Origin of the sequence: Nocardia sp. NPDC004604, from assembly GCF_040609795.1 — a bacterium.
In the GTDB taxonomy this organism is placed as follows: Bacteria; Actinomycetota; Actinomycetes; order Mycobacteriales; family Mycobacteriaceae; genus Nocardia.
Genome location: NZ_JBEXLC010000027.1, coordinates 23,958 through 41,723 on the forward strand (window position 1 = coordinate 23,958; position 17,766 = coordinate 41,723).

The following is a 17,766-nucleotide window of genomic DNA, read 5'->3' on the forward strand; positions in this document are numbered from 1 at the left end:
CGCAACATCGACACTGTACTGTCGCTGCGTGATTGCGGCGATGGTCACAGTGCGGTGCTCGGCCGCCAGACCAATTGCCCAGTAGGAAAAGGTTTTTCGGGCGGAAGTGGAGGCGGATTCGTGGTCGGCGAGTCGATGACCTGGGTACAGGCCTTGGTACTCGGACTGGTGCAGGGGCTCACCGAGTTTCTGCCGATCTCCTCCTCGGCGCATCTGCGCATCGTGTCGGGAGTGTTCTTCGGCGATGACGCGGGCGCCTCGTTCACCGCGGTGACCCAGCTGGGCACCGAGGCCGCGGTGCTGGTGTATTTCGCCAAGGACATCTGGCGGATCATCGTCGCGTGGTTCGCCGGCCTGCGTGACAGGCTGACCAGCCGCAGTCGGCAGGACCTGCCGCTGCACGACCAGCCGACCACGAAACTGCCGGTCATCACCGCCGACTACAAGCGCGTCCTCGACGAACAGGCCCAGCGCGAACTCGATTACCGCATCGGCTGGTATGTGATCATCGCGACCATTCCGATCGGTGTGCTGGGCTTCCTGCTCAAGGATCAGATCCGCACCGGCGCGCGCAATCTGTGGCTGATTTCGTTCATGCTGGTCGCCTTCGCGCTGGTCATCGCCGCCGGTGAGTACTACGGACGCAAGATCCGCCCGATCGAGCAGCTGACCACCCGCGACGGGCTGATCATGGGCTTCGCCCAATGTCTTGCGCTGATCCCGGGCGTATCACGATCCGGTGCGACCGCGACGGCGGGTCTGTTCCTCGGACTGGAGCGCGAAGCCGCGGTGCGATTCTCGTTCCTGCTGGCCATTCCCGCGGTGACCGCATCGGGATTGTTCAGCCTGCCCGATGCGTTCGAACCGGCGGGTGAGGGTCTCAATGCCAGCGGCCCGCAGCTGCTGGTCGCGACGATTCTCGCGTTCGCCGTCGGCTATGCCTCGGTCGCGTGGCTGTTGAAGTTCGTCGGCAAACATTCGCTGGACTGGTTCGTCGGCTACCGCATCGTGCTCGGCCTGACCGTCATGGGTCTGCTCGCGAGCGGAGTGGTGTCGGCGACATGATCGTTAGGCTGGTGCAATGACGGTGATCCTGCTGCGGCACGGTGTCTCGACCTCGAACACCGCCCGCACCCTGGCCGGGCGCAGTGCAGGTGTCGATTTGACCGAACTCGGCAACACCCAGGCCAGCGCCGTCGCCGATCGACTCGCCGTGCTGCCGATCGAGCACATCGTGCACTCACCGCTGCTGCGCTGTCAGCGAACGGTCGCGCCGCTGGCGGAAAAGCTGGGTCTGGAACCGGAGTACGACGATCGGCTGATCGAGGTCGACTACGGCGACTGGACCGGCAAGGCGATCGCGGATCTGGTCACCGAACCACTGTGGAAGGTGGTGCAGCGACACGCCTCCGGCGCGGTCTTCCCGAGCGGGGAGGGCTTGGCGCAGGTGCAGGTGCGCGCCGTCGCCGCGGTCCGCGAGCACGATCGCAGATTCGCCGAGAAGGCCGGTCACGATGTGCTCTGGGTGGCGTGCACCCACGGTGACGTGATCAAATCCGTACTCGCCGACGCACTCGGCATCCATCTCGACGGTTTCCAGCGCATCGTGGTCGAGCCCGCCTCGATCAGTATCGTGCGCTACACGCCGACCGCGCCATATGTGGTGCGGCTCAACGATACGGGCACGGATCTGTCGGGCTTGGCGGCAACCAAACCGCAACGGCCCGCATCGGATTCCCGGACGCCGCCGGACGCCGAACCGGTCGATACCTCGGGCCCGGTTCCCGGTGGCGAACTGGGTGGTACCCCGAGTGCGGATAATGGGAATGCGGAGCTTTGAAATTCCTTGTAAACGAGTAGGTGGCGTGTTGCGGAGTCCAGCGCCGCGGGTAGTCGATCAGGGTCACGTATCAGGAGGTGCAGATGTCTCGCGCAATCCATGTATTTCGCACCCCCGATCGTTTTGTCGCCGGGACCGTCGGTGAGCCGGGCGATCGCTCGTTCTATTTGCAGGCCGTGCAGGAACCACGGGTGGTCAGCGTGCTGCTGGAGAAGCAGCAGGTAAAGGTGCTCGCCGACCGCATGGGGCTGCTACTGGACGAGGTCGCGCGTCGATTCGGCGCCGAAGTACCGCCGCAGGCCGAGGACATCTCCGACAGCGACCCGCTGGTGACCCCGATCGACGCCGAATTCCGGGTCGGCACCATGGGCCTGGGCTGGGATGCGGACGCGGGTGCGGTGGTCGTGGAACTGCTGGCGATCACCGAGACCGAGGTCGACGAATCGGTGGTCCTCGACGACACCGAGGAAGGTCCGGACGCGGTGCGGGTATTCCTGACCCCGATCCAGGCGCGGGAGTTCGCGTTGCGCTCGACGCGGGTGATCGCGGCGGGGCGGCCGCCGTGTCCGCTGTGCGGGGAGCCGCTGTCGGCGCGTGGGCATATGTGTGTGCGAACCAACGGATACAAGCGCGGGGATATTTTCGGCGCGGCCGAGCTAGAGGAGTAGTCCGTGGCCGAGCCTCGATGGCACACCGCGGAATTGTCGGTGATCGGGCGGGTGACAACCGCGAGCAACGTCACGCTGGTCTGCGATGCGGACGGTTCCGATGGCGTGCCCGTTCGCGTGGTCTACAAGCCGGTGCGCGGTGAGCGGCCGCTGTGGGATTTCCCGGACGGTACCCTCGCCGGGCGTGAGGTCGCCTCGTATCGGGTGTCGGATGCACTCGGCTGGGGTGTCATTCCGGAGACGATCCTGCGCGATGGTCCGTACGGGCCCGGCATGGTGCAGCGGTGGGTGGAGTCGGTGGACAACCACACCGACCAGGGCAACCGGCTCGATCTGGTCGATCTGGTGCCGTTGGGCGCGGTTCCGGACGGATTCTGCGAGGTGCTGCGCGCCCAGGACCCGGCGGGCAACGAGGTCTCGCTGATCCATGCCGACGACCCTCGCCTGCAGCGAATGGCGGTGCTCGACGTGCTGCTCAACAATGCCGACCGCAAGGGCGGGCATGCCCTGGAAGGTGTCGACGGTCAGGTCTATGGCGTCGACCACGGCATCTGCCTGCACAGCGAGCACAAACTGCGCACGGTGCTATGGGGTTGGGCGGGCAAACCCATCTGCGATGGACTGATGGCCGATATCGCCGCCTTCGCCAAGGCCCTCCCCGGCGCGGTCGCCGATGATCTCGCGTCGCATCTCACCGATGCCGAGATCGAAGCACTCGCCGACCGCACGCGCGAACTGCTGGACAACCCGGTAATGCCATTGCCGCGAACGTCGCGACCGATTCCGTGGCCTGCGTTCTGAACTGGGCTCGGGACTACCGCCGTCGACCGCTTGCGATATGCAGTAGGTGCCGCATTTCATCGACTGCATCGGTGCACGAACTGTCCAATGTGACAACGGTTTCCGCATCGACCGAGAAGGGTCCACCCCACTCGGGATAGTTCACCCACCTTGGCAGCAACGGATCCCGACACCCCCACCTTCGTCGCGAAACGCGCATGATCACCTGGTCAGGGCGGACGACCGCCGGACCGCGCATGGAAAGTCACGGGCGAGCGAGGCGCTGCCGATGCAGTGGATGCCTGCGCCGACGGCCGCGAGGTGGTCCTGGATCCGGGACACGCTCGACCAGGCGCCCGGCGATGGTCACCGCGATTCGCGCCCAACGCTCTGTGCCGGTCGTGGTCGCAGAACTGGGCTGATATCGATCGTGCAGCCGCCTAGCGTGCGGGCCACAGAACCCACTCGGCAGAGCCGAGGGGCTTGCGGTGTCAGCTCAGCAGTGGGCGGACCTCGGTGCCGACGAAGTGGACGAAGTCGATCAGGTTCGGGTCGTCGTCGGTGGGTTCGAGGACAACGGTGTCGGCGCCCGCATCGGCGTAGTCGCGGATGGTGTTCGCAATGGTTTGTGCATCGCCCGCGATGCCTGCCTCGGCCGGGTGGTCACCGCCGTTGCGTTGCTGGGCGGCGGTGAGGCGCTCGGATGCATCCGGGCCGGTGGCGGTGAGCAGGTTGACGATCAACCGGTGTGTTCCGGTGCGTCCGGCTTTCGAGCGGCCTTCTTCGATGAGCGAGCGGGCGGCGCGGACGCCGTCGGGGGTGGTCCGTGCGGTGAGGATGGTGGCGTCGGCGAGTTCGCCGGACAGCCGCAGTGTCTGCGGGCCGGTCGCGGCGGCGGCGATCGCCGGGGGTGTGGTCGGCGGCCAATCCAGGGCGACATTGTCGAGCTGCACGTAGCGGCCCGCAGTGCTGACCTTCTCGCCGTTCAGCAGGCCGCGTAGCGCGCCCAACTGTTCGCGCAACAGCGTCATCGGCGACTCGACGCGAGCACCGACCTGCCCCATCCAGTCCTGCACCCCGTGCCCGAATCCCGGAACCACCCGCCCCGGATGCAGTCGCAGCAGCGCCGCCACTTCCATCGCGGCAAGTGCCACATTCCGCAGCGGCACCGGCATCACCCCGATGCCGACCCGCACCCGTTCGGTTCCGGCCAATACCGTTGCGGCACTGGCGATCCCGCCGCCCCAGAAGCAGTCCTCCCACAGCCACAACTCTTCCAGCCCGCTGTCCTCCGCCGCGGCCGCCACCGCGACCAAACGTTCGGGAGAGATCTGAGGCAACGACACCGCACCGAGAACAGTCATCCGTCCAACCTAGCGTGATCCCATTCGGCCCCGGCGGGATTCGGCTCCGTCCGTGGCCGCGGAGCCCCGTCGAAACGTCGCTGGGCCAGTGCTGCTGATAGCAATCCGCGCGGCCGCGGGTTGGACGCCGATCCACTGCCGTGCTGCCCATCGTCGCCCCGCGCACCGTCGACCACTTGGCGGAGAACCTGGCAGACATCGATCTGGTACTGCCCGCGGACGCCGTACAACACCTCGAATCCGCTGTCCGGTCCGCCGCGTGGATTCCCGATCGACCGCATCATTGAATGCGGCGTCCGATCGTTCGTCTGCGGTGTAGCCGCAAGAAAGCTGGCCCGGCCGCATCGGAGTGACCTGCGTCACTCGCAGCAATTCGATCCGCGAGCGCGGAAACATTGACTTCCGATTTTCACTACATCGGGGCAGGTCAGATCCGGGGTGTTCGCCGCCGACGGTACCGCTCGGGGCAGGGCGCGGCGCAATGGCCGCCACCACACCTTTACTCTCGAATCATGCAGTCCTGGTCCGATACCGCCCTACCGACAATTCCCGGAGCAGGGCCTCCGTTGCGGTTGTACGACACCGCCGACCGCCAGGTTCGCCCGGTGACCCCGGGCGCCACGGCCACCATGTACGTCTGCGGGATCACCCCCTACGACGCCACCCATCTCGGGCACGCCGCCACCTACCTGACCTTCGATCTGGTCAACCGGCTCTGGCGCGACGCGGGCCACGAGGTGCACTACGTGCAGAACGTGACCGATGTCGACGACCCGCTGTTCGAGCGCGCGGCCCGCGACGGTATGGACTGGCGTGATCTGGGCACCCGCGAGATCAATCTGTTCCGCGAGGATATGTCCGCGTTGCGGATCGTGCCGCCGCGCGACTACATCGGCGCGATCGAATCCGTCGACGAGGTCGTCGAATTCGTGGAGAAGCTGCTGGCCTCGGGTGCGGCGTACACGGTCGACGATGCCGAGTTCCCCGACGTCTACTTCCGCGCCGACGCCACCGAACAATTCGGCTACGAATCCGGCTACGACCGGGCGACCATGGATCGCCTGTTCGCCGAGCGCGGTGGCGACCCGGATCGTCCCGGCAAACGCGACACCATCGATGCGCTGCTGTGGCGCGCCGCCCGTCCCGACGAGCCGTCCTGGCCCGCCCCGTTCGGTGCAGGCCGCCCCGGTTGGCATATCGAGTGTGCGGCGATCGCGCTCAACCGCGTCGGCCCGGAATTCGATATCCAGGGCGGCGGCAGCGATCTGATCTACCCGCACCACGAATACTCGGCCGCGCACGCCGAGGCGCTCATTGCGGGCCGCCGCTTCGCCCGCCACTATGTGCACGCCGGTCTGATCGGCCTGGACGGCGAGAAGATGTCGAAGTCCAGGGGCAATCTGGTGCTGGTCTCCAAGCTGCGCCGCGCCGGAGTCGACCCGGCCGCCATCCGCCTCGGCCTGCTGGCCGGTCACTACCGCCAGGACCGCATGTGGACCGACACCGTCCTTGCCGAGGCCACCAGCCGTCTGGACCTGTGGCGCCGCGCCACCGCACTCGCCTCCGGCCCCGCCGCCGTGGACACCGTGGCCCGTCTGCGCCAACATCTCGCCGACGACCTCGACACCCCGAAAGCCCTTGCCGCCCTGGACAACTGGGCCACTCAGGCCCTGGACTACGGCGGCCAGGACAGCGCGGCCCCAGCTCTCGTCGCCACCGCCGTGGACGGTCTACTCGGCGTGCGGCTATAGCTCGCAGCTGGCCCCACCGGGTCACTGCGGCCGACAGCACCGCAAGGACCTCGACCGCAGTCGATGCGCAGCCATCCGTGGCGCACCGACTGCGGTCCCCAGGTCACCGCCTCGAATGGCACGCGCGACAGCAAACCATAGGCAGCGCCGCCGAAATCCGCGACGGGCAGATGACCGCGGCGCTGCCATGCGCCGATGAGCCCAGCTCTGCAACCTGGACCTGCGCTTGGTCGCCCAGGTTCATACCAGCTCGGCCGAAGGTGTGGTGGGAAGGCCTGTGTGCCGTGGCGGGTTGATCGGGCGGATTCGGGTGGGATCGCTGGGGGGTGGCGGATGGGTTGTTCGGCGGGGCGATCCGTGGTGTTGTACACGGGTGTGCGGTATTCATCCTCGCGGATTGATGGGTTGGCGGAACCGGATCGGTGGGGTGATCGAGGCGGGGGGCGTGCTCGCGGCGGGGCGGTTGGCAGGCTCGGGCGGGCAGGGGGATGCGCGGACTGTTGCGGCACGAACGCGGTTTTTCGGGGCGGATGTGGTGGATCCGGATACCGGTGCGGTGCGTGCGGATCGGGTGGTGCTGTCCTGGGTGGGGTGCACGACCTATGCGTTCGCCCTGGCCGGTTCGGTGTTTCTGCTGGATGCGTGGGTGCCGCGGTTGACGAGTACCGGCTATGTGCCCGCGACCGCGCAGGATCTAGCGGATCTGGCGCCAGCGGCGATCTTCATCGGGCACGGGCATTTCGATCACGCCGGTGATGCGGGGCGGATCGCGCAGGCCTGCGGAGCTGTCGTGTACGGAACCGCCGAGCATGGCGCGAATATCCGTGCGCAAGTGGCGGATCCGACGTTCGAAACGGTCGCGCTCGGGGACGCGAGTTCGCGGCCGGGACAGCGGCACGACTTCACCGTCGGCCCGGTCGAGGTGACCGCGGTCCGCCACGTGCACTCCGCACCGACCGCACCCGAGCGGCCGGGCGGATCCGCACCGTTCTTCCCGAGGCCGGAACTGCACACGCTCGTGCGTCATCCACCCACGTTGGCGGGTGTGCTGCAGAGCGCGCCGCGCCTCAAGGATCCAGAAGGCGGCAGCCTGCTCTATCAATTCCGCGTACCCGGATTCTCCTTGCTCTGGCACGACTCCTCGGGTCCGCTCACCGAAAGAGCCCCGCAGGTCTTCGACGTCTTCGCTGAGCTACCGTCCACCAACGTGCAGATCGGCGCGGTCCAGGGCTTCAACCAGATCGTGAACGGCCTGCGCGACCCCCGCCGCTACATCGAGGCGATCCGCCCCGAACTGTTCGTGCCCAGCCACCACGACAATTGGCTGCCCGGTCTGACCGCCTCAGCCGCCACCTACGATGCACCCCTGCGCGGCGAACTGGCCCGCGTCGCCGCCGACCGTCGCCCGCAACTGCGCCCCATGCACGACCCCTTCGACTACCTCAGCCCCCACCGCCTGACCTTTCCCCTGTAAATCGCGTCAGTGAGCCGGTCTGGGCGGCAGACGCGCGGCCATCGTGGCGAGGTTGTCGGCGAAGGTGAGGACGAATTCGGCACAGAGGTCGATGAGTTCGTCGCGGCTGATGTCGATGTCGCCATCGAGCCAGACCAGCACCAGTTCGGCGGCGCCACCGGTGATCATCAGCGAGACCGCGCGCACCAGGATGTCGCTGCCCGGCGGCGGGTCCAGCAGGGCGCGTTCCTGATCGGCGACGACATCGGCGATGGTGCGCATGGCGGCGGCGCGGCGGCGCATCAGGGTTTCACTGCCGTGTGCCTCGGCGAAGGCGACCCGGGCTCGGCGCGGGTCATCGATGACGGAGGTGAGGATGGCGGTGACCGCGGCTCGCGTTTTGGCCGCAATACCGTCGGGTGCCGCGGCCAGGGCGTCCAGAGAACTGCGGATAGCGGTGTCGATGATCTCGTCGTGCACGGCCGCGGCCAGGGCATCGAGGTCGGAGAAGCTCTCGTAGAAGAAGCGCGGGCCCACCTTGGCCTGTTCGCAGACTCCGCGCACCGTGGTGGTCGCCCAGCCCTGGGTGCCGATGATGTCGAGTGCGGCGTCCATGAGGCGACGCCGGCGTTCCTCGCGCCGCTGTTCGGCGGAGGTACCACGATAGATCCCGGTCGCTGCCCGTGTCACAGGGTCAGTATGCCGCAGCACAATCAGGAAACAAGCGTTTACGGAAACTATCGATTCCGGTATGGTCTGGGTCACAGAAGTTTCGCAAAGGCGCGAGAGGATCACGACCATGGCGACCATTGCCCTTCGGGCAAAGCACGCGGCGGCCGCACTGGCCGAGCGCTATCCCACTCGGACCCGAACCCTCGCCGAACCGCCCGCGGGCAGCGAATTACGGCCGGTGCTCGGTGATTACGGATTGCCGGTGATCGGGCACGCGCTCCCGGCCATGACCGACAATCTCGACTTCGCCCGGCGCCGCTTCGAAAAGTACGGTCCGGTCCAGTGGTCCGGCATGCTCGGGCGCCGCGTCGTCATGGTGGTGAGCCCGGAGGCGATCGAGGAAGTCCTCTCCGACCGCGACAAGGTGTACTCCGCGCGGCGCGGCTACGACTTCTTCATCGGACCGTTCTTCCACGGCGGGATCCTGTTGCGCGACTTCGACGAGCACCGCTACCACCGGCGCATCCTGCAGCAGGCCTTCACCCGGCAGCGGCTCGTCGGCTATCTCGACATCACCACTCCCGCGATCGCCCGCGGCATGCGTGACTGGTTGCCCGGCAATGACTTTCAGTTGTTCCCCGCGACCAAGGACCTACTGCTGCGGATGGCGTCGGAGGTGTTCATGGGCGCACGCCTCGGCCCCGAGGCCGCCCGGCTCGAGCGGGCGTTCATCGATGCGGTGCGCGGTGGACAGGCGCTGGTGCGCACCAATCTGCCCGGGGGTCTGTGGGCGAAGGGATTACGCGGGCGCAAGGTGCTCGAGGACTACTGTCGCGCGGAAATGCCCGCAAGACGTGCGTGCAGCGGCGATGACCTGTTCAGTGTGCTGTGCCATACCGCGAGCGATGAGGGCCATACCTTCACCGATCAGGACATCGTCGACCATTTGATCTTCGTATTGATGGCCGCGCACGACACCAGCACCATCGCGCTGTCGATGATGGGCTATCAGCTGGGCCTGCACCCCGAATGGCAGGACCGGCTGCGCGCGGAATCACAAGCGCTGGGCAAGGATTCGCTGGACTACGACGATCTCGACCGGCTACCCGCCCTGGATCTGGTGTTCAAGGAGATCCTGCGGATGTACTCCCCGGTCGGCCAGCAGATCCGGGAGACGGTGCGCGACACCGCACTTCAGGGCCATTTCGTCCCCGCAGGCACCATAGTCGTCATCGGCTCGCATCCCGCGATGCGCATCGACCGCTGGTGGCACGACCCGGATGTCTTCGATCCGGAACGTTTCACCGCCCAGCGCCACGAGGACAAATCGCACCGCTATGTCTGGGCACCCTTCGGCGGCGGCGCACACAAGTGCATCGGCCTGTACTTCGGCGGCATGACCGTCAAGGCGATCATGCACCGCATGCTCCTGCACTACCAATGGTCGGTACCCACCGACTACGTCCCCCCAATGGGCTGGGCAACCGGCCCCACCCCGCTCGACGGCCTCCCCATCCACCTGCAAACCACCCGCGTCGAATCCCGGCGCCCCGCATGAAAATCACCGCCGACCGCTCCCGCTGCCAAGGCCACGGCATGTGCGAAGCCCTATTACCGAACGTCTTCGAGATCGACAAATCCGGCAAAGTCCAAATCCTGGTCGACCAGATCCCCGCCCCCGACCACCCCGACGCCGAACTAGCAATCGAATCCTGCCCCGTCCAAGCCCTCCACCACCCACCCCACTGACCCGCCAAAATCCAGCGGGTGAGAATGCGCTGATGCAGGGGTGCTCTCGGCGTTTGCCTGCACCAGCGCATGGTGATCGTATGTCCAGCTTGGGGGGTTAGGGGACGGGGGTGTGGACTGTGGCGGGTGGGGTTGGGGTGTAGAGGGTTTCGATTTCGGGGGCGTATTTGGTTGCGATCGGTTTGCGGCGCAGTTTCATGGTGAGGGTGATTTCGTCGCCGCCGGGTTCCCAGAATGTGGGGAGGATGGTGAAGCGTTTGATCTGTTCTACTCGGGATAGTTTCGCGTTGCCTGCCGCGACACCTTGTGCGATGTCGGCGATGACGCCGGGGTCGGTGGCGAGTGCGGCGGCGGAGGGGTCGGGGAGACCGTGTTGGGCCGCATAGGGTGTTGCGGATTCGGCGTCGAGCACGATCAGGGCGGTGTTGTAGGGGCGCGCGTCGCCGATGGTGACGATCGAACCCACGAGCGGGGTGGCGGCTTTGATGGTGTTCTCGATATTGGCGGGGGACATATTCTTTCCGGCCGCGTTGATGATCAGTTCCTTCTTGCGGTCGACGACCCGCAGGTAGCCATCGGCGTCGCGGGTGAGGATATCGCCGGTGTGCAGCCAGCCGTCGGCGTCGACGGCTTCGGCGGTCTTACCTGGTTCCTTGCGGTAGCACTTCATCACCAGCGGTCCGCGAACCAGGAATTCGCCGTCCTCGGCGATTTTGGCTTCCGAGCCGGGCAGCATCCGTCCGACGGTGCCCAGGCGTGCCTCGGCGGGCGGGCTGGCGCTTGCCACGCAGGTCAGCTCGGACATGCCCCAGATCTCGCTGATCGGGATGCCCAGGCCGCAGAAGAAGCCGAGAGTTTCCGGTGGGATCGGCGCGGCGCCCGACATCGCCCACTTCACTTGGTCCAGGCCGAGTCCGGTGCGCAGCTTCGACAGCACCAACTCGTCCGCCCTGGCCCATTCGGCGGCCAGTTCCGCATCGACTGTGCGCCCGTCGAGCAGCACAGCGGCCTTGCGCGCGGCCACGCCGAGCGCCCATTGCAGTGCGGCCCTGGTGGTCTCGTCGGGTTCATTGGCGACGGAGAATTCGACCGACGCCTTGAACTTCTCCCACACTCGCGGCACCGCACCCCAGATCGTGGGCCGCGCGTCCACCAGTGCCGCAGGCAACTGGGTTCGGTCCGGCACCACGGTGATCTGGGTGCCGTAGTACTCCTGCAGATATAGCCCGGTGAACCGGTCGGCCATATGCGCGGTCGGCAGGTAGGAGGTTTGCCGGTCGCCGAATTCGACGGGAAGCACCGCGTTGAACGCATGCGCCTCGGCGGTCAGATTGGCGTGGGTGATCTCGACGCCCTTCGGATTCCCGGTGGTACCCGAGGTGTAGACCAGCGTCGCGATATCGTCGGGGCGCACCGCCCGCCAGGTCGCCTCGAAGTCGAAATCATTGCGGCCCTTGGCCTTCAGTTCGGCGAGGTTGATCGTTCCGGCCTGCTCGGCATCCATGCAGACGATGGTTTCGATCTGCGCACCGCATGTGCGGACCCGCTCGACGTACTGCTCCTCGCAGATCACCACCCGGTTGCCCGCATTGCCGAAGACATGGTTCAACTGCTCGGGTGCGAGGGTGTTGTACACCGAGAACGAGGTCGCGCCGGTGTGCTGCGCGCCCACCTCGATCGGATAGAACTCGACCCGATTGGCCATCATCAGCGCGACCGTGTCGCCGCGCCCGATCCCCAGCCCGTGCAGTCCCGCCGCAATAGCCCAGACCTGTTCGGCGTACTCGCGCCAGGTCAGTGCTTGCCCGCCACCGATGGAGCGCACCGCGATCGCATCGGGTTCGATTGCGGCAACGCGCTGGAACGCGGCACAGGAGGTATTCGGTTCGGTCATCACACCCATCACAATCACTTCGGCGGAATTTCTCCCGACCGTAGGTCGCGACATGGTGCGCGCGTGCCGTTTTCGCTCGATTCCGCTGCGGCGCCGCATCATCGACCACATCGGGGGACCAGCCGCCACAGCGAGGTGACTTCCGCGGCGCGGGCGGTGTGGAGCGGATCGCTGATGTCCTTCGGGCGGGCGTGCCGCGGCCTGGTGTCGATCCGATCCACCACCCGCAGACCCGCCGACTCGATGGCGGCCTGCAGCTCCGCACGGGTGCGCAGTTGCAGGCGTTCAGCGAGATCCGACAGGATCAGCCAACCCTCGCCGCCCGGTTCGAGGTGGTCGGGGAGACCGGTCAGGAAGGCGTGCAGCATGGTGCTGTCCGGGTCGTAGACGCCCTGCTCCACGGCCGAGGTCGGACGGGCCGGAAGCCACGGCGGATTGCAGACGACCAGATGCGCACGGCCATCGGGAAATAGGCCGGGGCCTTGCACATCGACGCGACCGGTGAGCGCGAGCCGGTCGATATTGTCGCGGGCGCAGTCGAGCGCGCGCGGATTGATATCCGTGGCGACGATGTGCTCGACGCCGCGGCGCGCCAAAACGGCCGCGAGCACGCCGGTTCCGGTGCCGAGATCGAAGGCGGTGAAGTGCTCGACCGGCAGCGACGCGCAGGCGACCAGATCGACGTATTCACCGCGCACGGGGGAGAACACCCCGTAGTGCGGGTGGATCCGCGCGCCGAGAGCCGGTATCAGGACACCGTTTTCGCGCCATTGGCGTGCTCCGATCGCGCCGAGCAGTTCGGTGAGCGCGACCACCATCGGCTCTCGCGAAGACCCATATGCCTCGGTGCACGCCCACCGCACGTCGGGTGCCCGCCGCAATGCCAGCGAATGATCCCGCTCCAGTTGCACGAGCAGCTTGCCCAACACCCGGGCCCGATGGCCGCGGGCGCGGCGGTACAGGTGAAAGGATTCGGCCGGATCCGCGCCTGTGGGTACGGGTTTGCGATCGATGCGGCGGCGCAATACCTGCAGCAAGTGGCGCGCGTTGTGGAAGTCGCCACGCCACAGCAGCGCTGTCCCTTCGCAGGCCAGGCGGTAGGCGATATCGGCGCGCACGCGGTCATCGATAACCGCGACCCGGGTGGGCATCGGCGCGGCACTCTCGGAATGCCACTGGGCGCTGTGGTCGGTATCTGCTTCGGTCCAATGAATGGTCGACAAAGGAGTGCTCCTCGTGATGGGACGTGCGTTGGCACGGAGAACACTTCGACGAGGAGCGGGAGGTCGACCTGAGGGCCGGTGGGCCGGAAGAGGACGGGCTAGCGGTCCCGCGTCGAAGCGCGAGCGAAGCCGTCGCCGAGGACCATGCCTAGCGTCATGAGCAGCCCTTTCACCCGAATGTCCGTTCAAGCCTCGCACACTGGGCGCGGCCGGTGTCACCCAGGGGTCATATCGAGCGGCTGGATGGGGCGCGGATCCCGCAGGCGGGCAAGGCAGCTCACCTGTTCGCACCGTGGGCGGGCACGGCCCTCCCCCCGAGGTATTCGATGCCACCGACGCGTCCTGGGTGATCGCCACCGCCCGTGAAAGGGCGGTACGCGCACAACAGCCGAAATGGGGACTGCACAACCGCGATGTCTCGTCGAAAGCGTTGCGCCGCATGCGCGGCAGCGATCAGACGATCCGGTGACAGCACGCGGTTGCGGCGCGGATCGTGCCGTCGGTGTGGCCGGTGTGGGCGTGGCTGGGCAACGGCTTACTCCAAGCGTCCGTGCTGCGTCCGGGTGCGCGTGTCCTACTGACCAACGCCCGGAGACTCACGCCGCGCGTTCGAGCGCGCCACGCGATAGCCACCGCTTGGCTGTACACGTCTGAGACAGTGACATACATTCTGGTCATGAACACCATCGAGCTGGACGCGCCGGACGGCACCCTCGAGGCGATCCTGGCCCGCCCGACCGGGAACGGGCCGTGGCCCGGTGTCGTGGTGGTCCACGACGGCGTCGGCTTCGGCCCCGATCTCCGCGCCAATGTCGAAATGCTTGCCGACTACGGCTATCTCACCATCGCCCCGAATCTGTTCGCCAACGGCCGGGTGCGCTGCATCCGCGCGGTAATGCGCTCGCTGATCCTGACCGGTGCGAGCCCGGCGATCCGGGAGATCCTGGCCGCCCGGGACCGGCTCGTCGCCGAGCCCGACTGCACCGGTAAGACCGCGGTCATCGGTTTCTGCATGGGTGGCGGTTTCGCATTGCTCACCGCGCCTATGGGTTTCGACGCGGCCGCGCCGTTCTATCCGGGTCTCTACGGCGACTACCGCGCCCAGCTCGAGGGCGCGTGTCCGGTGGTGGCCAGCTATGCCCAGCTCGATCCCTCGCTCATCGGCGCGGGCCGCAAACTCGACCGTGCGCTCACCGAACTCGGTGTCGAACACGACATCAAGACCTATCCGGGCACCATGCACGGTTTCGCGAATATCTTCGCCATCGACCCGGTGCTGCGGGTCACCGGCCTCGGCTACGACGCCGACGCCACCCGCGATGCCTGGCGTCGCATCTTCGCCTTCTTCGACAGGCACCTCACCGACGGCGCTGCGGACGGCTCCGAGTAGGCGGGCAATCCCATCATTCACCGCGCCATTGCGGCGCACGCTTCTCGGCGAAGGCGCGCGGACCTTCGAGCGCGTCCCTGCTGGTGAAGATCGGGGCCGCCTCGTGGAAGCTCATCTCCCAGATCGGGTTGTCCCATTCGGAGCCGAACTCGTTGACGCGGTGCATGATTCGCTTGGAGGCGCGCACCGACAGCGGTGCGTTGGCGGCGATCGTCTCGGCGAGTTCCATTGCGGCGGGCAGTACCTGCTCGGCCGGGACGACCCGGTTGACCAGTCCCCAGTGCGCGGCCGCCGCGGCATCGATCGGGGTTCCGGTGAGCACCATCTCGTGGGCGATCTTGGGCGGGATCTGGCGTGGCAGCCGTAGCACCCCGCCCGCGGCGGCGAACAGGCCGCGGGTGACCTCGGGCAGTCCGAGGTGGGCGTCGGCGCTCATCACCGCGAGATCGCAGGCCAGTACGATCTCGGTGCCGCCGCCGAGGGCGAATCCGTTGACGGCGGCGATGAGCGGTTTATCGACGAAATGCTGGACCAGACCGGCGAATCCGTATTCCGGGTGCTGCGGATCGTGAATGCCGGTGCCGCGCGCCAATTCCTTGAGGTCAGCGCCCGCGCAGAACGCGCGACCGGCCCCGGTGATCACCCCGACCCGCAGTTCCCGATCGGCCGCCAACTCTTCGAGGGCCGCGCCGACGGCAGTCGAGAGCGCGGCGTTCACTGCGTTCATCGCCTCGGGCCGGTTCAGGGTGATGATCGCGATGTGGCCCTCGCGGTGCAGGGTGGCGGCGTCGGTCATAGCGGGCTCCTGGGTCGACTGCTCGGCAAACCTACCGGGGCGCAGCGGTTTACGAGGCGGTCTCGGTCAGCTTGGTGACGACCGGGCCGAACATGGTGTTCTTGATCGCGCCGAGCGTCCCGGGGTCCTTGGCACCGAGCGGGGCGAGCAGCGCGAGGGCCTCGGTGGTGACCGTACCTTCGCCCGCGGTCGCATCGACGATATCGAGTGCCCTGGCGTCGACGCCGCTGAAGCGGCGGCCGGTGGTCATCGAGGCGACTGCGGCCTTGGGCGTCAGCTTGGACTGGATCAGCGCGGCCATGCCCGGGGTGAACGGAATGCGGATATCGACCTCGGGCAGGCAGAAGTAGCCCCGGTCGCCGCGCATTACGCGGTAGTCATGGGCCAGGGCGAGCATGGCGCCCGCACCGAAGGCGTGGCCGGGCAGTGCGGCGGCGGTCGGGATGGGCAGGGTCAGCACCCGAGCGAACAGCGCCTGCACCTGGCCGATGTACCACTGGGTGCGCTCGCCATTGGCGACCAGCCAGTCCAGGTCGAGGCCGTTGGAGTAGAACTTGCCGCTCGCGGTGGTCACCAGCGCATCGGCGCCCTCGGCGAGCACGGCGTCGAGTTGGGCGTTGACGGTCTCGAGAAAGGCTGGGGTGAAACGATTTTCGTCGGTACCCAGGTCCAGGACGGCAATCTTCTCGTGGTAGCTCAGTGTGCTCATGATGTTCCTTTGTCGGGGTTGGTTTTCGAGGTTCGGTCGGGTGGGCCCACGTCGAGCACCGCGCGCACGGCGGCTCGCAGGTGTTCGCGGGCAATGGGTTCGGTGATCCGGTCCCGGCGCAGCAGGATGGCGGTCGGCAGATCGACGACGCAGGTGGTGATCACATCGACCGCGGCGCCGTCGCCCCGGCCCCACAGCGCGCGGGACAGGCGGATGATCAGCGCCACCAGCGCGTCATCGGTTCCGGCGAGTTCGGCCGCGACCTGGTCGGGCAGTTCGTCGCCGAGCAGTTCGTCGCGCGAGACGGTCAGCAGTAATTTCGACGAATCCGGGAACTGTCGCGCGAATTCGACCGGTGTCTCGGCCGCGGCGAGTACCGCCGCGACGACCTCCGGCGAATGCGCGGAACCCCGGCCGTTCGATGAACTCGGGGCAACCACCACGGAGGCCCCGAGGTGCGCCTCGACCAGGTCCATCTGCATGGTCAGATATCGCCGTGCGGCCCGTAACCAGCTGCGGCCCAACAGTTCCGCGCGCGAACCGAAGGTGTGATAGATCGCGCCGTTGGAGACTCCGGTCGCGGCGGCGACGGCACGGATGGTGACCGCCGCCGGACCCGAGCGCACGGCCAGCGACTCCGCGGCATCGAGCACGACGTCGGGATCGTGGGTCCGGGGGCGAGGCATGCCACGACTATAACAGAGCGTTTGCTCTGTAATCGAATCGCAGGGTTGCGCATCGCGCCGGCAAACTCTGTTCGACTACGCCACTGCATGTTTCGACCGGTCACGGGTACCTTTACGGCGTGGCGATGTTATTTCGTAGACTTCGCTACGTTCCAACGCGACGGCAATACGATGAGGTACTGTCTGGTCCTCCCACCCCTGCCCGCACGAACAGAAACGGCGCCTGCGAATGTCACGAGTGGTCACCAAGGAGCAGTATTTCGACACCGCTCTGGAGGTCCTCTCCGAACTCGGCTTCAAAGGCCTCAATATCGGCGTGCTGTGCCGCCGTCTCGGGGTCACCAGCGGCTCGTTCTACCATCACTTCGGCAGCTGGCAGGGCTTCGTGGACGCACTGCTCGAGCACTGGGAGAACCGCCAGGTCGTCATCCTGCGCACGCTGAACTTCAACCAGGGCAACCCCGATGACGATATCCGCGCCATGTCCGACCTCGCCTCGGGTCTGCACCACGCCGCCGAGGCCGCGATCCGCGCCTGGGCCGCCAATGACGAATCGGTGAATCTCGCGCTCAAGCGGGTCGACGAATCGCGCCGCCGCACCGTGCACAAGGCGATCAAAGGCGTTGTGGGCGATGATGAGACCACCGCGGTGGTCACCGCGCTCGGTATGTCGATGCTGATCGGCTACCAGCAGATCGCCGCGGGCGGTGAGGACATTTCGCTGGACCAGCTGCTGGCCGAGTACGCGCGGTTGATCTATTCGCACGCCCGCCGGTGAGCTAGCGCTGCGA

At 66.9% G+C, this 17,766-nt stretch carries 18 protein-coding genes; 10 read left to right on the forward strand and 8 right to left on the reverse strand.

Annotation, left to right across the window (positions count from 1 at the left end; genetic code table 11):
• Window positions 1-135: 135 nt before the first annotated feature.
• The 4 genes from ABZW16_RS12715 to ABZW16_RS12730 all read left to right on the forward strand — a co-directional run bounded on the left by ABZW16_RS12715 (window position 136) and on the right by ABZW16_RS12730 (window position 3,309).
• Entirely contained in the window at window positions 136-1,065 is a 930-nt protein-coding gene (locus ABZW16_RS12715) for an undecaprenyl-diphosphate phosphatase (RefSeq protein WP_354955302.1), read from the forward strand.
• Window positions 1,066-1,081: 16 nt separating this feature from the next.
• Entirely contained in the window at window positions 1,082-1,840 is a 759-nt protein-coding gene (locus ABZW16_RS12720) for a histidine phosphatase family protein (protein WP_354955216.1), read from the forward strand.
• An 83-nt stretch (window positions 1,841-1,923) separates the two neighbouring features.
• Window positions 1,924-2,508, forward strand: a complete 585-nt coding sequence (locus tag ABZW16_RS12725; RefSeq protein ID WP_354955218.1) for a DUF3090 domain-containing protein — start codon at window positions 1,924-1,926, stop codon at window positions 2,506-2,508.
• Between the two features lie 3 nt (window positions 2,509-2,511).
• Window positions 2,512-3,309 carry an SCO1664 family protein gene (locus ABZW16_RS12730; protein ID WP_354955220.1) on the forward strand — a complete coding sequence of 266 codons (798 nt, stop codon included), beginning with the start codon at window positions 2,512-2,514 and terminating at the stop codon, window positions 3,307-3,309.
• A 470-nt stretch (window positions 3,310-3,779) separates the two neighbouring features.
• Here ABZW16_RS12730 and ABZW16_RS12735 read toward each other — a convergent pair whose 3' ends face one another.
• Window positions 3,780-4,652 (reverse strand): LLM class flavin-dependent oxidoreductase, encoded by an 873-nt coding sequence (locus ABZW16_RS12735; RefSeq protein ID WP_354955222.1) that lies wholly within the window; start codon window positions 4,650-4,652, stop codon window positions 3,780-3,782.
• A complete protein-coding gene (locus ABZW16_RS12740) occupies window positions 4,649-4,936 on the reverse strand; it encodes a hypothetical protein (RefSeq protein WP_354955224.1) in 288 nt (95 codons plus the stop codon). The genes ABZW16_RS12735 and ABZW16_RS12740 overlap by 4 nt, the downstream gene beginning before the upstream one ends.
• A 228-nt stretch (window positions 4,937-5,164) precedes the next feature.
• Here ABZW16_RS12740 and mshC point away from each other — a divergent pair, with 228 nt between their 5' ends.
• Entirely contained in the window at window positions 5,165-6,403 is a 1,239-nt protein-coding gene (gene mshC, locus ABZW16_RS12745) for a cysteine--1-D-myo-inosityl 2-amino-2-deoxy-alpha-D-glucopyranoside ligase (RefSeq protein ID WP_354955226.1), read from the forward strand.
• 400 nt (window positions 6,404-6,803) lie between these two features.
• A complete protein-coding gene (locus ABZW16_RS12750) occupies window positions 6,804-7,877 on the forward strand; it encodes an MBL fold metallo-hydrolase (RefSeq protein WP_354955228.1) in 1,074 nt (357 codons plus the stop codon).
• 6 nt (window positions 7,878-7,883) lie between these two features.
• On the opposite strand, the gene ABZW16_RS12755 is transcribed toward ABZW16_RS12750, so the two are convergent.
• Window positions 7,884-8,546: a TetR/AcrR family transcriptional regulator gene (locus ABZW16_RS12755; protein ID WP_354955230.1), complete on the reverse strand. Its 663-nt coding sequence runs from the start codon at window positions 8,544-8,546 to the stop codon at window positions 7,884-7,886.
• 109 nt (window positions 8,547-8,655) lie between these two features.
• On the opposite strand from ABZW16_RS12755, the gene ABZW16_RS12760 reads away from it, so the two are divergent.
• Both ABZW16_RS12760 and ABZW16_RS12765 read left to right on the forward strand, forming a co-directional pair.
• Complete coding sequence (locus tag ABZW16_RS12760; protein WP_354955232.1) at window positions 8,656-10,086, forward strand: cytochrome P450; 1,431 nt, start codon at window positions 8,656-8,658, stop codon at window positions 10,084-10,086.
• A complete protein-coding gene (locus tag ABZW16_RS12765; RefSeq protein ID WP_354955234.1) occupies window positions 10,083-10,277 on the forward strand; it encodes a ferredoxin in 195 nt (64 codons plus the stop codon). The genes ABZW16_RS12760 and ABZW16_RS12765 overlap by 4 nt, the downstream gene beginning before the upstream one ends.
• A gap of 97 nt (window positions 10,278-10,374) precedes the next feature.
• On the opposite strand, the gene fadD11 is transcribed toward ABZW16_RS12765, so the two are convergent.
• Entirely contained in the window at window positions 10,375-12,171 is a 1,797-nt protein-coding gene (gene fadD11, locus ABZW16_RS12770) for a fatty acid--CoA ligase FadD11 (RefSeq protein WP_354955236.1), read from the reverse strand.
• 98 nt (window positions 12,172-12,269) lie between these two features.
• Window positions 12,270-13,394 carry a class I SAM-dependent methyltransferase gene (locus ABZW16_RS12775; protein ID WP_354955238.1) on the reverse strand — a complete coding sequence of 375 codons (1,125 nt, stop codon included), beginning with the start codon at window positions 13,392-13,394 and terminating at the stop codon, window positions 12,270-12,272.
• Between the two features lie 676 nt (window positions 13,395-14,070).
• On the opposite strand from ABZW16_RS12775, the gene ABZW16_RS12780 reads away from it, so the two are divergent.
• Window positions 14,071-14,784: a dienelactone hydrolase family protein gene (locus tag ABZW16_RS12780; protein ID WP_354955240.1), complete on the forward strand. Its 714-nt coding sequence runs from the start codon at window positions 14,071-14,073 to the stop codon at window positions 14,782-14,784.
• A gap of 13 nt (window positions 14,785-14,797) precedes the next feature.
• On the opposite strand, the gene ABZW16_RS12785 is transcribed toward ABZW16_RS12780, so the two are convergent.
• Genes ABZW16_RS12785 through ABZW16_RS12795 form a run of 3 tightly spaced genes read right to left on the reverse strand, consistent with a single transcriptional unit; the run spans window position 14,798 to window position 16,975 of the window.
• Complete coding sequence (locus ABZW16_RS12785; protein ID WP_354955242.1) at window positions 14,798-15,580, reverse strand: crotonase/enoyl-CoA hydratase family protein; 783 nt, start codon at window positions 15,578-15,580, stop codon at window positions 14,798-14,800.
• A 49-nt stretch (window positions 15,581-15,629) separates the two neighbouring features.
• A complete protein-coding gene (locus ABZW16_RS12790) occupies window positions 15,630-16,292 on the reverse strand; it encodes an enoyl-CoA hydratase-related protein (protein WP_354955304.1) in 663 nt (220 codons plus the stop codon).
• Window positions 16,286-16,975: a helix-turn-helix domain-containing protein gene (locus ABZW16_RS12795; RefSeq protein ID WP_354955244.1), complete on the reverse strand. Its 690-nt coding sequence runs from the start codon at window positions 16,973-16,975 to the stop codon at window positions 16,286-16,288. Before ABZW16_RS12795 ends, ABZW16_RS12790 begins: the two co-directional genes overlap by 7 nt.
• Before the next feature lie 229 nt (window positions 16,976-17,204).
• Here ABZW16_RS12795 and ABZW16_RS12800 point away from each other — a divergent pair, with 229 nt between their 5' ends.
• Window positions 17,205-17,753: a TetR/AcrR family transcriptional regulator gene (locus ABZW16_RS12800; protein ID WP_354955246.1), complete on the forward strand. Its 549-nt coding sequence runs from the start codon at window positions 17,205-17,207 to the stop codon at window positions 17,751-17,753.
• The last annotated feature ends 13 nt before the right edge of the window (window positions 17,754-17,766 follow it).